The organism is Bacillus rhizoplanae (assembly GCF_917563915.1).
Classification (GTDB): Bacteria; Bacillota; Bacilli; order Bacillales; family Bacillaceae_G; genus Bacillus_A; species Bacillus_A rhizoplanae.
Genome location: NZ_CAKJTI010000004.1, coordinates 276,664 through 293,230, shown reverse-complemented (window position 1 = coordinate 293,230; position 16,567 = coordinate 276,664). Strand labels below are relative to the sequence as shown.

Annotated in this window: 12 protein-coding genes; 3 read left to right on the top strand and 9 right to left on the bottom strand. The window is 37.9% G+C overall.

The window, feature by feature from the left end; translation table 11 throughout:
* Positions 1-125: 125 nt before the first annotated feature.
* Positions 126-719, bottom strand: a complete 594-nt coding sequence (locus LRP84_RS06920) for a TetR/AcrR family transcriptional regulator (protein WP_230574398.1) — start codon at positions 717-719, stop codon at positions 126-128.
* Positions 720-1,496: 777 nt separating this feature from the next.
* Here LRP84_RS06920 and zwf point away from each other — a divergent pair.
* Both zwf and LRP84_RS06910 read left to right on the top strand, forming a co-directional pair.
* A complete protein-coding gene (gene zwf / locus LRP84_RS06915) occupies positions 1,497-2,972 on the top strand; it encodes a glucose-6-phosphate dehydrogenase (RefSeq protein WP_230574409.1) in 1,476 nt (491 codons plus the stop codon).
* A gap of 28 nt (positions 2,973-3,000) precedes the next feature.
* Positions 3,001-3,612, top strand: coding sequence for a cyclase family protein (locus tag LRP84_RS06910; protein ID WP_230574397.1), 612 nt, complete (start codon positions 3,001-3,003; stop codon positions 3,610-3,612).
* Positions 3,613-3,679: 67 nt separating this feature from the next.
* Here the strand turns inward: LRP84_RS06910 and gnd are convergent, their stop codons facing one another.
* The 3 genes from gnd to LRP84_RS06895 form a co-directional block, all read right to left on the bottom strand.
* Entirely contained in the window at positions 3,680-5,089 is a 1,410-nt protein-coding gene (gene gnd / locus LRP84_RS06905) for an NADP-dependent phosphogluconate dehydrogenase (protein ID WP_230574396.1), read from the bottom strand.
* 314 nt (positions 5,090-5,403) lie between these two features.
* Positions 5,404-8,583 carry a bifunctional cytochrome P450/NADPH--P450 reductase gene (locus LRP84_RS06900; protein ID WP_230574395.1) on the bottom strand — a complete coding sequence of 1,060 codons (3,180 nt, stop codon included), beginning with the start codon at positions 8,581-8,583 and terminating at the stop codon, positions 5,404-5,406.
* A 279-nt stretch (positions 8,584-8,862) separates the two neighbouring features.
* Positions 8,863-9,609 carry an SDR family NAD(P)-dependent oxidoreductase gene (locus LRP84_RS06895; protein WP_230574394.1) on the bottom strand — a complete coding sequence of 249 codons (747 nt, stop codon included), beginning with the start codon at positions 9,607-9,609 and terminating at the stop codon, positions 8,863-8,865.
* Between the two features lie 122 nt (positions 9,610-9,731).
* On the opposite strand from LRP84_RS06895, the gene LRP84_RS06890 reads away from it, so the two are divergent.
* On the top strand, positions 9,732-10,646 hold the full coding sequence (locus LRP84_RS06890) for a LysR family transcriptional regulator (protein ID WP_230574393.1): 915 nt from the start codon (positions 9,732-9,734) through the stop codon (positions 10,644-10,646).
* A 326-nt stretch (positions 10,647-10,972) separates the two neighbouring features.
* On the opposite strand, the gene LRP84_RS06885 is transcribed toward LRP84_RS06890, so the two are convergent.
* The 5 genes from LRP84_RS06885 to cccB form a co-directional block, all read right to left on the bottom strand.
* Positions 10,973-12,175 (bottom strand): PDZ domain-containing protein, encoded by a 1,203-nt coding sequence (locus LRP84_RS06885; protein ID WP_230574392.1) that lies wholly within the window; start codon positions 12,173-12,175, stop codon positions 10,973-10,975.
* A 303-nt stretch (positions 12,176-12,478) separates the two neighbouring features.
* A complete protein-coding gene (locus LRP84_RS06880; RefSeq protein ID WP_230574391.1) occupies positions 12,479-13,912 on the bottom strand; it encodes a S41 family peptidase in 1,434 nt (477 codons plus the stop codon).
* 123 nt (positions 13,913-14,035) lie between these two features.
* Positions 14,036-14,929: a permease-like cell division protein FtsX gene (gene ftsX, locus LRP84_RS06875; protein WP_230574390.1), complete on the bottom strand. Its 894-nt coding sequence runs from the start codon at positions 14,927-14,929 to the stop codon at positions 14,036-14,038.
* A complete protein-coding gene (gene ftsE, locus LRP84_RS06870; protein WP_302850578.1) occupies positions 14,919-15,605 on the bottom strand; it encodes a cell division ATP-binding protein FtsE in 687 nt (228 codons plus the stop codon). The genes ftsX and ftsE overlap by 11 nt, the downstream gene beginning before the upstream one ends.
* A gap of 493 nt (positions 15,606-16,098) precedes the next feature.
* Positions 16,099-16,428 (bottom strand): cytochrome c551, encoded by a 330-nt coding sequence (gene cccB, locus LRP84_RS06865; protein ID WP_230574389.1) that lies wholly within the window; start codon positions 16,426-16,428, stop codon positions 16,099-16,101.
* Positions 16,429-16,567: the final 139 nt, after the last annotated feature.

The following is a 16,567-nucleotide window of genomic DNA, read 5'->3' as shown; positions in this document are numbered from 1 at the left end:
GAATCAAAACAAAACTAAAAGGAATGAGCCCTGTACAATACAGAACTCATTCCTCATTAGCTGCTTAAAATATGCGTCTAACTTTTTGGGTTCACTTCACCGCCTGCAATGAGGCGATAGGTGCTTTATTTGCTGATCATCCTCATCAGCATTTCGATATCCGGGATGCGAAACTGCCGTTCATCCACCGATCCCACCATCATCACTCCGGTTAGTACCGTCAGGAAGCCGGCAATCAATTCTCCCGGATCCCCCGGTGCAATCGTCCCATCCCTTTGTCCCTCTTCGAACAAAGGCCGAAGGATGCTAACATAATCGTCCAACGTGTATTGGTTGATCAATATTCTCGCTTCTTCAGGCACGCCATCGGACGTTCTTGCCTGATAAATCAGCTGAAAATACGGGGCTCCTTCCTCATCCATCATTTCTTCAACCAATTTTCTGATTTTATCATAAGCAGTTCCCGAAAGGGATGTAACGAACGACATGGCTTCCTGCGCACCCTCTATAGCACCTTTGACAAGCGTAACGAAAAGCTCTTCCTTGGATTTGAAATAATGGTACACTAGGCCATGGCTAATGCCTGCTTCCTTCACAATCATACTCATTTTGGTTCCAGTAACGCCGCGTCTGGAAAATACGCTTAAGGCAGCGGCCAAAATCTGTTCCCTGCGCTCATCGCGGATCTGGATCAGCTGCTCTTCATTTAATGGTGCCACGCTGCACCCGCCCCCTTCGAGTTCATATCATTAACATTCCTTAAATTGATCAAGTCAGTCAAAATTAAAATACAGCATTTTATTTTTACAGTCAACCTATTTCTCACATTCTCGACCCAAAAAGAGACGCAGGAGGTGGATAAATTAAAGTGCAGATAAAACAAAATATAAAAACAATGTGGCAGCCATTCGATTACTAAAACAATTGGAAATGAATAAAGAAATAGCTTCAGCTGAACAGCAAAAAGGAAGAGAAATACTAAAAAGGATTCGCAATGGTACATACAAAGTAGCTATTAATGATGATATTGAATCAGGACGAATTGTTTTGTAACAAAGCGTGATTGACTTATCCTTATTGAACTGGTGGTTATCTTAAATAATATTAAGCAATGATCTACCACAATCGGGCGCGATTGTGGTAGATCACAGGTAGAAAATGATCAATCTTTTTTCAAATTGGATTCTTTTTATTTATCTTAAAACACAGGTTTGCGAGGTGTTTTTGATCAAACCTTATTTCAAAGCAACAGTATTTACTCTCCTCTTCTAACTTCAAAATAACTAAATTACATTGTAATGATGATTTCGTGCTTTTCTTTTGATTTTCTATAACCTTCGCCTTAAAATAATTTAAAAGATTTATTACTTCCCTACACATACTTAAAAGTAGGAGACTTCTTTCAAATTGTGTTAAAATCTTCTGAGATACTATTCAATATTCATTAATAAAGGTGAGGGTACCCAGTGAACAAGAACGACAATGCATATTGCACTATGGTTATATTTGGAGCAACAGGAGATTTAGCGAAGAGAAAATTATTCCCTTCTATATATAGCCTATATAAAAAAGGGCAGCTCTCTAAAAATTTTGCTGTTGTTGGTGTGGCAAGACGTGAATGGAGTGATGATGTATTTCGTGAAAATGTACTTTCCTCTATTCAAGAGTCAAAAATTAAACCAGGGGATGATTTAGATGAATTTTTAACTCATTTCCGATACTTAGCGTTTGATGTTACGAATACTGCTTCGTACCAAGATTTGAATGCATTACTTACTAACCTAGAAGAACAATTCAATATTCCAGGAAACAGAATGTTTTATATGGCAATGGCCCCTGAATTTTTCGGAACAATCGCTTCTTACTTGAAATCCGAAGGTGTGACAAACTCAGGCGGCTGGAATCGATTGATTATTGAAAAGCCTTTTGGGCATGACTTGCCATCAGCACAAAAGTTAAACGAGGAACTTCGTCACGCATTTGCGGAAGATGAAATTTATCGTATTGACCATTATCTAGGAAAAGAAATGGTTCAAAACATTGGTGTCATTCGTTTTGCAAATGCAATATTTGAATCACTGTGGAATAATAGATACATCTCTAATATTCAAATTACATCCAGTGAATCTTTAGGTGTAGAAGATCGCGGAGGTTACTATGACAATTCCGGCGCCTTAAGGGACATGGTACAAAATCATATATTACAAATGGTTGCTTTACTGGCGATGGAACCACCAATTCGTTTAACAACAGAAGAAATCCGAAGCGAAAAAATTAAAGTATTACGTGCACTTCGACCAATAACAGTAGAAGAAGTGGATCAATATTTTGTACGAAGTCAGTATGGTCCAGGAACAATCAATGGAAAAGAAGTTCCTGGATACAGAAGCGAAAGTAAAGTAGATCCAAACTCAAGAACGGAAACATTTGTGGCGGGTAAATTATTAATAGACAATTTCCGCTGGGCAGGTGTGCCGATCTACATTCGTACAGGTAAACGCATGCAAGAAAAATCAACAAAAATCGTCATTCAGTTCAAGGAATTGCCAATGAATTTATATTCTAAATCAGAAAACAACGTTCATCCGAACCTGCTTATTATTCATATTCAGCCGGATGAGGGAATTTCTCTTGTTTTAAACGGTAAGAAAATCGGTACTTCTGAAAAGACGACACCATTTAAACTTGATTACTGCAATGACTGCGTGGACGGGGTAAATACACCAGAAGCTTATGAGAAGCTCCTATATGATGCAATTCAAGGCGATGCAACAAACTTTACTCACTGGGATGAAGTAGGGTTATCATGGAAATTTGTTGATGTGATTTCTAAAGCATGGAAACAGGATGTATCAACCGATTTACTTACTTACGAATCAGGATCAATGGGGCCTCAAGCTTCTGATGATCTGCTTGCTGAAAACGGCTTCCAGTGGTGGCCAATTTTAGATGATGGTGACTACTCAATCTAATCATAGCAAAAGCGAAAGGAGAATTTTCATGAAAAAAGTATATGACATTACAGTACCTATTTACGAAGGAATGCCGGTATATAAAAATAAACCAGAAAAACAGCCCCAACTTTCAAAGGTTACAAACGGTCATGTAACAGAATCCACATTAAAAATGGATGCTCATACAGGAACTCATATTGATGCGCCTTTGCATATGATCAATGACGGAGACACGTTTGAAACGCTTGATATCGAGAAATTAGTAGGCGAAGCAAAGGTTTTTGACCTGACACACGTTGAAGGTGGCATTACTGCTGAAGACCTGAAAGATTTCGATATTCAAAAGGGTGATTTTGTCTTATTTAAAACAAAGAACTCCTTTGATGAGGGATTTAACTTTGATTTTATTTATTTAGCTGAAAGCGGTGCGAAGCTGCTTGCTGAAAAAGGCATTCGCGGTGTCGGTATTGATGCATTAGGTGTTGAACGTGCACAAGAAGGTCATCCAACCCATAAAACACTATTTGCACACGATATTATTGTAATCGAAGGATTAACATTTAAAGAAGTAGAAGCAGGAACATACTTTATGGTCGCGGCTCCATTAAAACTAATGGGTACAGATGCAGCACCAGCGCGTGTGTTATTATTTCAATAAAGTGAAACTACCCGTTAATGCGGGATAAAAAATGGACCAAGATTGAAACCTTGGTCCATTTTTTATCTTATATCCATTTTGTATGGAATGTACCTTCTTTATCCACTCGTTTATACGTATGTGCTCCGAAATAATCGCGCTGCGCTTGTAGCAGATTTGCAGGCAGTGTTGCCGTACGATAGCTGTCATAGTAAGAAATCGCCGCTGAAAATGCAGGTACCGGAATACCTTGTTGTACAGCTAATGAGATAATTTGACGTAATCCGCCTTGGTATGACTCCACAATTTCTTTAAAATATGGGTCAAGTAAAAGGTTCGGTAAGTCAGTGTTATTGTCATAAGCCTCTTTAATGTTTTGTAAAAAGGCTGCACGAATAATGCATCCACCTCTCCAAAGCATAGAAATGCTGCCGAAATCAAGGTTCCAGTCATACTCCTCAGAAGCTGCCTTCAATTGCGTAAATCCTTGCGCATAAGAACAAATTTTACTCATATATAAAGCTTGACGCACTGCTTCAATTAATTCTGCTTTTTCAATTCCAAGTGCTGGTTTATCTTTAGGGCCAGATAATACTTTGCTTGCGTTCACACGCTCTTCTTTTAAAGCAGAAATACAACGTGCAAATACAGATTCCGTGATAATAGGGAGAGATATACCTAAATCAAGCGCGCTTTGGCTTGTCCATTTCCCTGTACCCTTTTGTCCCGCAGTATCAAGAATAACATCCACTAACGGCTTTCCAGTTTCTTCATCTTTCTTCGTGAATATATCTGCTGTAATCTCGATTAGGTAGCTGTTCAGTTCGCCCTTATTCCATTCAGCAAATATTTCGTGAAACTCTTCTGCAGTCAAATCAAGTGTTTGTTTCAAGAAGAAATATGCTTCACAAATTAATTGCATATCTCCATACTCAATACCATTGTGAACCATCTTTACATAGTGGCCTGCTCCATCAGGTCCGATATAAGAACAGCAAGGCTCGCCATTCACTTTCGCAGAGATGTTTTCAAGCATATCCTTCACTTTTTCATATGCATCTTTCTGTCCGCCCGGCATAATAGACGGCCCTTTCAATGCGCCCTCTTCTCCGCCTGACACACCTGCACCAATGAAATTGATTCCTTCTTCAGCAAGACGTTTGTTTCGGCGAATTGTATCGCCAAAGTATGTATTACCACCGTCAATTAAAATATCACCTTTATCGAGGTGAGGAAGCAGAGAATCAATTGCCTTATCTGTAATTTCTCCTGCATTAACCATTAATAAAATCTTTCTAGGTGATTCAAGTGAGTTAACAAACTCTTCAACCATATGAGTACCAACTAAGTTTTTACCACGGTTTTCCTCAATGATTTCATTTACTTTTTCCTTTGAAATATCATATAGGGCAACAGAATACCCTTTACTCTCAAAGTTAAGTGCGAGGCTTTTTCCCATAACGCCCACACCAACAACTCCAATTTGTTGCTTTGGCATATTTCATCGTTCCTTTCTATGTATGTTACTTTGTCTATACTATAGTATATAAACCTAAAGTAAAACTTTAATCAAGTAATCCTGCTTGTTAATTTTAACATGGAGTTCAGCATAGATGTGTGCAAAGCCAGGTTGTAGGGACACGGCACCGATTTTTTCTTTTTGGAGTATCGCTATCAACTTAAGGAAACAAATAAAAAACCTAGCTATCCAATATGAAGAACACATAAATGAATAACTAGGTTTTTTACGATATTTATCTTATCCCAATTAATGAGCTACCGCCACATCACCATCAAATTAAAAAATAAAATTTATATACCTGCCCAAACATCCTTTGCATATCTTCCTTCGGATTGCAAATGATCAAGCCAGTCTTTCGCTTTCTGCTCATCAACACCATGATGAATTTGGTAGTTTTCACATAAAACTCTCTCTACATCTGGAGCCATTCGACTTCCATCTCCACATACATAAAGTTGACCACCCTCATCAAGTAAACGAATTAATTCGTTTGCATCCTGTTTCATCAGATGTTGTACATATGTTTTGGATTGCCCTTCTAAACGAGAGAACGCTGTGTGAAGCATTACTAGTCCATCCTCTTGCGCACGCTCTAACTCTTCACGGTAAAGATAATCCTGTTCAGGATGACGACAGCCAAAGTACAAATGCGCTTCTCCCAATTTATGTCCTTCTTGCTTTTGAACACGACGTGCTTGCAAAAATCCTAAGAATGGGGCAACTCCTGTTCCAGGTCCAACCATAATAATTGGCTTCTCAGGATTTTCTGGCAAGTGAAACCCTGATTGTGGATTACGGATAAAACATGCGATAGCATCTCCTACTTGTCGCTCGGCCAAATAGTTTGAAGCAACTCCCAAGTATTCACCACGCCCGCTCCATGATGGCCCTCGTACAACACCAACTGTAATACTCGCACGATTCGAAACAATTTGCGGTGAACTAGAAATTGAATAGTATCGAACTTTTAGCGGTGGAAGAAGTTCTAAAAATCTTTCAAATGGCAATTCACAAGCCGGATATTTCTCAAGTAAATCAAGCATAGTCGTACGTTTTTGAAGAATATTTGTTTTGTATGCCTCTTCCTCTAAAAGAGCTTCTAACTCTCGTTTATGAGGCGGACAAACCGTATATGCCGCTAATTCACGAAGTTGCGTCCGTGTCACCGGCTCTTGTAATTCAACATAATTTGCAAGCAGTTCATAAACACATATAGACTGCTCTAAAGGAAGATGTGCAATACTGTGATCATTTCCGCTCAGAAGAAGAACATCTTTCCCATTTAATCCATATCGTTGTAAAACACGTTCTACAAGATCTTTTCTATTCTGTGGTAAGACTCCTAGATGATCACCCTCTCGGTATTGAATACCTTCAGGCAAAGTAATTTCAATATGGCGCGTACTGTGTACACTTTTCTCTGTTTGAAGCTCACGATTTTCTATAACATACGCCGAAAGTGCATTATACGTTTTCGCTAGAGGCGTACTTGTCAATTCGCTAACAAATTGTAATTTAAGTTTATTTTCCGAACGTTTTTCATTTTTATTAACTTCTAAATTCAAAGCTTTTGCTACATCTTCCCATAGCTGATTTTGCCACTCATCAAACTGGAACTCAAAGTCTTCATTCACGTCACCCTCGCCACGTATAGTGAGACGAGTCGCACCCTTTAAGGCCAATTGTTCGTCAATCAATCTTGGAATACGTTGATATGTGCTAGCCCAATTACGGTCGCCGCATCCAAAAACAGCATAATTTACTCCTTTAAGGGTTTCGTCTTCTAACTCACTTATCCAATGCACAAATTCCTTTGCATTATCAGGTGGATTACCATTATATGAAGAAGTAATAATACACACGACTCCATCTCTAGGAAGCTTTTCAGTATACTCATCAAGTGGCGCCACTTCACTCTCAAATCCTTGAAAGCGAGCAGTGTCAGCAAGTTTTCGTGCGAGTCCTTCCGCTGTTCCAAGGTTTGATCCATAAAGTACTAGTAGCGGTGTATGATGCGAATCGACAACAGTTTTAAAGTTATGCTTTACTTCCTGCTCTGTTGGCACTGTAACTTTTGAATCAGAAACAGCGAAGGTAACTTTTTTAGTTCGCGGTTTGACACACATAGTAAATCCATCTGGTTTCAAAGTTAATGTTTCCTTAACTTTTAATTGATAGTCTGTATGGTCGATAATTTCAAAATATTGAAGAATCATACCTAATACTAAAGTAGCTTCCTGAAGTGCAAATTGTTGTCCAATACAAGCTCTTTGACCATTCCCAAATGGCTTATATGCATGCGTGGCAATTTGTGCAATACTTTCAAATCTCTCAGGTTGGAAATCTTCAACAGCATCCCCCCATACATCCGTATCACGGTGAAGCTTTGGTATGAGAACTGTAACCTCTCTTCCCTTTTCTATATGGTACTTTCCGCCAAGAAGTGTAGCTTCTTTTGCATAAAGTGAAATGGCTGGCGCTGTTGGCCATAAACGTAACGTCTCATTGAGAATCATACGAGTATATTTAAGTTTTTGAACCTGCTCATATGTAGGAATCGGCTCTGTTAAAACTCGATCTACTTCTTCATATGCCTTCTTAAGCTTATCAGGATTTTTCAAAAGGAAATATAGTGCAAATGACAATAGACCACTAGTCGTCTCATGTCCGGCTATTAAAAAAGTAATGATTTGGAAACGAATATTTTCATCGTCCAACATCTCACCTGTTTGCGGATCTTTCCCATTCAGCATATGAGCTAGCAAGTCATTTCCATCTTGATTATCACTTTCTTTACGCTCTGCAATAATATTATCTACCAAATCAAACATAGATTGAATATCTTGCTTAAACTGACGTTTTTTCATAACCATTAGTTTATCTTGTATACCTAAGCGTTGAGATTGGTTCATTGCCTCTTCAAGCGAACGAACCATGCTAGTAATAAAAGGGTGCGGTGTATCACGATAAAAGCTATTAAAACGATAATTAAATCCACATAACCCAATAGTATCTAGCGTAAGGCGTGTCATGTCTTCTGGTACATCAATACTTTCATTAGGGTTGAGACGCTCCCACTTTTGAACTAACTGCATAGCAAGGTCAACCATCATAGAGTGATATCCCTTCATAGCTTGCTGACTAAAACTAGGAAGCAGAATGTTATGTGCCTTATGCCAGTTTGGTTCGTTTGTCCAGCTCGTAAATAACCCGTCGCCAGTAAATGCACGAACATTTTGTAAAGCGGTTCCAACGCTCTTTTCAAAGCGAGATTCATCACATACTTCTGCCGCTAATTCATGGTTAGAAACAATGGTGCGAGTCCTTCCAGGCAATTCAAGTTGAAAAATTGGTCCATACTCATACGAAAGCTTTAAAATTGATTGTATAGGTTCCTCTCCATTTAACAATGGTAAATTGCGAAGTGGCCCGAAAGTTTTAGGCTGCGGAATATTGCTAGTCCCTTTCATATAAAAAAATCCTTTCCTAAGTAAATTCATTCATATTCATTTTTATAAAGTGAAACTTCCATTAGTGGGGTTCCTTCATCCCCCACTGATGGAAAGCTCTCACCAATCGGGCGCATGCCAGCTGTTATCCCCCACCTAGCTTCTTCGCTTCTCTCTCAATCTTGAGGTGGGGGTCTTACTGCCCGCGAATAGCGGGATAAATCAAAAAATCAACGGAAGATTCCAAAAATATTACGTATATTTATATTTAAAAACTAGAAAAATCACATTTATATTTCATTATTTAAATGAAGCATATCCGTGGTCAGCCATTACTACACTCCCATTAATGGCATCTGCTTCTTCTAATGAAAGAAGATAAACAACATCAGCAAGCGCTTCTGGATTCGTTAACTCATTACCCATAACTTTCGTTTTCATAGATTCGATCATACTATCGTTATATCCATGAAGAATAGGTGTATCGACAACTCCTGGTGCTACCGCTACTACACGAATTCCATATTCAGCTAATTCAAGCGCTGCAGATTTTGTCATCATAATAACAGCACCTTTTGTTGCATGATATGCAAATGTACCTGGAGAAGCTAAGAAGCCAAAAACAGAAGCCGTATTTATAATTACACCTTTTATATTTAATTCTTTCATCTTCTTTCCTGCTGCTATGATTCCATAGGCAACACCATGTTGATTAACCCCAATTACTTTTTCGTAGCGATCCATATTTTGATTAAGCACTGGACCTGCACCGCCAATTCCAGCATTGTTAAACATAATATCAATTCGGCCATACGTTTCTACTGCAATATTAACTAGATTTTCTACTTGCTCGTACTGTGAAACATCTGTCTTAACAAAAATAGCTGCTCCACCTTCAGCTTTAATGATTTCCACAGTTTCTTTTCCACCTGTTTCATTAACATCAGCGACTACTACTTGATCTCCTTTTCTTGCAAATTTGATACATGTTTGTCGACCAATTCCACTTCCTCCACCTGTAATGACTGCAACTCTTCTTGTCATCATAACTAGTCCTCCTATACGCTATCGGATTTCTTGCAATAATTGTAACACTTCTATACATTAAATATTATTAAAATATACTTATCATTGCTTAAGTAAGACTTAATAAAAGAGGTCGTGTTTATATGAACATTGAACAATTAGAATATGCAGTTGAGGTTACAAATGCAGGTTCTTTAACCATTGCAGCACAAAATATGCATGTCACATTATCTGCTATCAGTCAATCTATCTCAGCCTTGGAAGCAGAATTAGGGGTATTATTGTTTACACGTTCTCGATTGGGTACAATCCCTACTGCTGAAGGAAAAGTTATTATTAAAAAAGCTGCTGAAGCACTAAAGAAACTCCAGGAGTTAAAAGATGAGGCTAACGGGTTCTCAAATACCGTACGTGGTGAATTAAGAATTGCAACAATTCCTGGCCCTATGCCCTTATTGGTTAATACAGTAACAAATTTTAAAAAGGATTATCCAAATGTAAAAATAGAGATATTTGAAAAAGGTTCACAGGAAATACTAGATGATATTCGCCAACATAAGATTGATATGGGTCTAATTATTCAATTTGAAGATATTGTTCATAAAAGTAGTGGATTATTGTTTGAACCATTGTTAAAAGGAAAAATGGTTATTGGGGTCAGCCGTAATTCACCTTTAGCATTTAACAAATCAATTACTCCAGAAGAGCTGTTAGCTCATTCTTTAGTTTTATACAAAGATGATTACGTCGAATGGTTTATGAACCAGTTTACAACTGCATACGGCCCTGCTGATATTCTTTTTACCACTAACAATACAGATGCCATCCAAAAAACGATTAAAGACGGATTAGCTATCACTGTTGGTCCTGATTATTCTTTTGCTAGTGAGTCTACTTTACAAAAAAAAGACATTGTAATCATTGAACTTGAAATTCCTCAGCAACAGGATGTCTATTTTGCCTGGGTACGTTCAGAAGGAAAACATTATTCTCAAATTTGTAAGAACCTCATTACTAGATTGAAACATGAACTTGAACGTAGAATTAGACGGGAATGATGAAGAAATTGATACATTATTAATCTAATAATAGATACCATACCTCTATATTAGTTCTGGTGCAAAATCTCAAGACCCTTGCAAAAAATCTATTAAATTAAAGTTGAAATCGCTTCAAACAGAGAAATGAATGCTTGCGGGACTAGAAGCGATGAGAAGGATTAAAAAAGGACAGACTTTTCAAAATGAGAAGTCTGTCCCCAAAAAACATACACTGATATTTTTAATCCATATATTTTTCACACCAGAACCCTTACATAATCAATCAATTATGAAAAAGATTCGGTTCGTTTTGAAACAATTCCGGTTAATTATGAAAACTCACATCACACAACTTCCGTATCCCACTGATGCTCTTGTTCTACAAAAACAATTCCCAGTTCGTGATGCTCTCCTTCATAAATCGCATGTTGTACAAGACGAAGTTCACCATTCGTATCAATAACTTCCATTTTACAAAAAGCGCCTGTTGTTTTTGATTGCAGGGCATTGTAAAACTCGTCCACATTGGTCGGACTGATTCCATTCACTTTCACAATCATTTCCCCTGGTTTCAAGTCCATCGTTGTTCCAGCTGTACCTGGAATTGTATCTAATACAACTAAGCCATGGTCACGTGAGGAAAAATATGCAGGGCGCTTTTCATCCTCTAAACGTTCTTGCACAGTAATCGTAAGACGACCAAGCATTGCTGCTCCCATAGCTACAATTGCTAGTGTATGCCACCAGTAACTTGCTATTCCTAATAGAAGAACAACTGCAGCTAATCCAAACACACGACGACCTGTAAATAACAATGCTCCTTTTGGCTCAAAACTTTTAATTGTTCTCATAAACCCAATTAAAAATGGAATTAAGAATAAAGAAAACTTTTGCGATCCGACAGATACAACCGGCCACCAAGACACAAACTGCGTTATAGCGTCACCTGGTACAAGAACAAATATCGGTACTAACCATAATCTTTTTGATTCATGCAGTCCAATATTTAAACCACGTTTTCCTTTTCGTAATTTCGGTGTCGAATAGTTCGCTGCGTTCTTAGAAATAAGCAAACCTTCCACAACTAACATAAGTCCAAGTAAAATCGCTAACGACACGACACTGCTCTCTTCTCCCTCACGAAGCTGTAAGAAAGAGACTGGAAGTTTTGAAGATAATAACGTCGCTGCAATCGCAATTCCGAATGTGTATGCAGGAGATAAGTATCTATATTGAGCAATAAGAGCAAAGAATACTGTCCAGATTGCTATCATAAACACACTTGCTTGTGAAATAACAAGCCCCATTCCAACTGTAATCAATGATAGAATGAGTCCAAAACCAATTCCTGCGAATGCAGATGTACGTAATTCATACAAAATATCATACACCTTAAAGGAAAAATCTTTCCGTTCTCGTAGTACTCGTAAATATCCAACAAAAAAGCTACTTATAAAGAAAATATACAAAGCAGGATGTGCGAAGAAACGCACAATTGCCTTCACAACTTCTAACGACCAAACCTCCACGAAACGATTCACCACCATTTGTAATATATTTCATTTCTGCCGCACTTAATGAGCAGTACGATTTCCTGCCTACAAGAACTTAATTGCCATTATGTAGGATATACCCCCAGTTTTATTTTATCTTATCACAATTAATCAAACGTTTGTTTAACACATAAAAAAAATATACAGGCTACGTAAGCCTGTATATTTTTTTACCTTTCACCAGTGAAATAAAGTCCCATTCGAAGATAGATAGAGACAACTGAAAACTGTCCGTAAATGCCCGATTGGTTCAACTAACCATTTGGAGAAAAAGCATCTCCAAATGGAAGTTTCACTTTATTTCGCCATTAATTTTAAGGCTGTTTGTAGCTGCAGATCGTTTTCACCAGAACGAATTTTTTCAACGATTTTGTTTTGGATTGCTTCTGCTGTCTTTTTATCAAGCTGACCCGTTGCATCCATATCGTTTGCATTTTGGAATGCTTTCACAGCTGCTTCTGTTTCTTTACTAAAATAGCCATCTTCACGTCCTGGCTCATATCCAAGACTCTTCAACATCTCTTGCGCATGCTTCACTTGCTCATCATTATCATTGTAAGACAACGTTTTTTCAATTTGAATTGGCGTTGCATAGTAGTAATCAGGCTGCTTCACCTCGACCGTCGGTTCAATTCCTTTTTTATGAATCCAATTGCCGTCCGGTGTTAACCATTTAAACATCGTCAGTTTAATATTACTACCATCCGTAAACGGTACAGCTTGCTGAACAGTACCTTTACCAAACGTTTTCTCACCAATAAGAGGATAACCTTCTCCTTCATTTAAAGCCCCTGCTAAAATTTCAGAAGCAGATGCGCTGCCTTTATCGACTAATACAGAAATCGGATATGGTTTCTTCTCTTTTAATGATGTGTAGAACTTTTGCTTTTCACCATTACGTTGTTCTATTTGAAGCATTGGCTTTTGGTCTGTCATCAGCACTTTTAAAATATCTTCAACACTCGTTAAATAACCACCTGGATTTCCACGCACATCAATAACAAGTCCTTGTATATTTTTCTTTTCAAGATCTTTCAATTGATCTTTAAACTCGTTCGCTGTTTTTTCAGAGAATGATGTGATTTGCATATATCCAATATCTTTCCCATTCTCTTGCTTCACAGAGCTAAATACAGTGAAAATCGGAATTTTATCACGCTTAATTTTAAATGTTAACGGATCACTAACTCCGGAACGTTTTACCTCAAGCGTAACCGTTGTTCCTTTCTTTCCTCGAATTTTCATAACTGCTTCTTCGCGGGATAAGTCTTTCACACTATTTCCATCGACTGTTAAAATTTGATCGTTCGGTTTAAGACCAGCCTTTTCTGCTGGAGAATCTTTAATCGGCGAAACAATCATTAACTTATCATCCGTTTTATTTACTTCAGCACCAATTCCTTCTAACTCTGGATCAAGCGATTGCTCAAATTGCGTTGCTGTTTTCTTATCCATGTATGTAGAGTATGGATCTTTCAGTGTTGCAAGCATCCCTTGAATAGCTCCTTCAACAAGCTTGTCATCTTTCACATCCTCAACATAACGTGAATCAATTAGTGCATACGCTTCGCGAATTTTATCCAAATCCGCTTGTTTTACATTGGCATTATTCCCTGTAATTGATTGCACTGTGTAAGAGCCATTTTCAAGCCAATACATACCTGCAAACATTCCGCCAGCGCCAACTAAAAACGCAACAATCATTCCAATAATCGCAACTCTACGTTTCAATGCGGAATTCCCCTTTCCGGAACACACAATGGTGTATGAAAAGGCATCACACATTGTGCGATGCCTTTATCTATTTCTACTATATGATAAGCTTGTACGAAATATGTTTGCAACTTTTTACACTTATATTTTTAAGAAACGACGGATAGACATAACGCTTCCCCACATACCGATTAATCCACCGATTAGCATTAATAATGCAGATAGCTCGAAAACGAATGGGCTATATGAAAGCAATTCAAAAATTGTTCCGCTAAATTTCTCATTAAACATAGCTTGAAGCGAATTATACGAAGTTAAGATTACAATAATTGGAATGATCGACCCTAGTATGCCTAGGAATAACCCTTCTAATAAGAACGGCCAACGAATAAACCAGTTTGTCGCTCCAACAAGTTTCATAATTTCGATTTCTGTGCTTCGTGCATAAATTGTAATTTTAATTGTATTAGAGATTAAGAACATTGCTGTAAATAAAAGACCAGCAATTAATACAATACCAATATTACGACCAGCTTTTACTGTATCAAATAGTTTTTCTACTTCACCTTGTCCGTATTGTACTTGATTTACAAATTGCATTTTCTCAATTTTCTTTGCAATACTTGCTGTATCAGTTGGTTCTTTTGCTTTTACAATATATACGTCTTTTAATGGGTTATCTTGCTCAAATAGCTCAAAGGATTTCCCGCTATCTCCTAAACTTTTAATCAATCTTTTTAGCTCTTCATCTTTAGAAGAATATTTAATAGAATCGACTTGCGAAATCTTTGAAATATCTTCTTTTAATTTCTGTTGATCTTCTTTCTTAGCCGCTGGATCAATGTGTACACGAATCTCTACATCTTGCTCTACGTTCGTTGCAAAATGGTTCATATTCATAATTGCTGTTAAAAAGACACCTACAAGCAGTAATGTAACTGTTACTGCACTTACAGAAGCAAATGTCATCCATCCGTTACGGGATAAATTTTTGACACCTTCTCGTAAATGTCGACTAAGGGTTTTAGTCTTCATATCCGTATCCTCCCTCAATCTCGTCTCGAGCAATCTTTCCGTCTTCTATCGCAATTACACGGTGACGAATTGTATTTACAATATCCGCATTATGCGTTGCCATAATAATTGTTGTATTACGCTCATTAATGCGTTTGAAAATATTCATAATATCCATCGCTGTATCCATATCAAGGTTACCTGTTGGTTCATCGGCAATTACAACTTTCGGGCGATTCACAATCGCTCTTGCAATTGCAACACGTTGTTGTTCCCCACCAGAAAGTTCACTTGGCAATGCATCAGCACGATCGTCAAGACCTACAAGACTTAACACTTCCATAACACGCTCACGAATCACGTCTGGCTCTTCTTCAATTACCTCTAAAGCAAATGCAACATTTTCATATACAGTTAACCTCGGAAGTAACTTGAAATCTTGGAAAATCACGCCTAGCTGGCGACGGAAATACGGTACATCGCGCTCTGCTAAAGATTCAATTACTAAACCATTTACATTAATAGAACCTGTAGTCGGTTTCTCTTCACGATACATCATTTTAATAAATGTAGACTTCCCGGCTCCACTCGGTCCTACTACATATACAAATTCACCTTGCTTAATTTTAACTGTGAGTCCATTAGCAGCTTTCATGCCGTTTGGATACTCCTTATAAACATTCGTCATTGTTATCATTATTTATCACCCAATATTAATGATTTTTTTTCGACACTTTATACTCTTCGTTGTTTAACCATAGCGATCGCAATATTCAATCTTTCGCTGCGTCTCTAAACAATCGCTATTTCAGCTTCTCATGTATGTAAAACTTTTTCTTCAAAATTCTACAAAAGATACTACGCCCTACATTGTACCATTATTCGGTTTCCAATTCGGATACAACTTTGTTACAGTTGTGTTACATAGCGCAGAATATATGACATGACACAAACAAATAAGACCTTCTGTCATCAAGTAAAAAGGTCTTATTTGTTTGAATTTCATACAGCGATGGCTGGAGGCTGCCGCATAAGAATGCTTGAACAACCGCTTCCGCTTTTCTTTACTGTCCAGCTCTGCCTCCTAGGCCCTCATGTCTAAGAACCTTCCACACGAGAAGGTAAAAAGCACCTTCTGTGTGAAAGAACCTTAGCCAACAGGCCTAAACAGTCGGCTCCGCTTTTCTTTCTTATTTCTTCTCAGCTAGCCATTCTGCAACTTTTTTCGCATCTTCGCCTTGGATTACACCAGCTGGCATAACGCCGCGGCCTTTAGCGATAATTTTTTCAATATCTTCTTCTCCGTATTTTCCGCCCACTTTTTCTAACGATGGTCCAGATAATCCTTTTAGATCATTACCATGGCATCCTGCACAGCTTTTTTGGAATATTTTCTCAGCGCTATCTGTGCTTGCTTCTTGACTAGGACTAGAAGGTTTAGCTTCTTCCTTTTTCCCGCATGCTCCTAATGTAAGAGCTAATGATGTACCTAATACGATCATAAATAATTTCTTTTTCATCTATATCGCTCCCTGCTGTTAATTAATCCCTCAATAGCATTATAATGATTTCCCTGCAATTTCAAAACTTACCTGCATAACCAATATTACCCTAAACAAGAAGGGACACTTACAGGCGTAATGCTTTTCAGTAATTGTT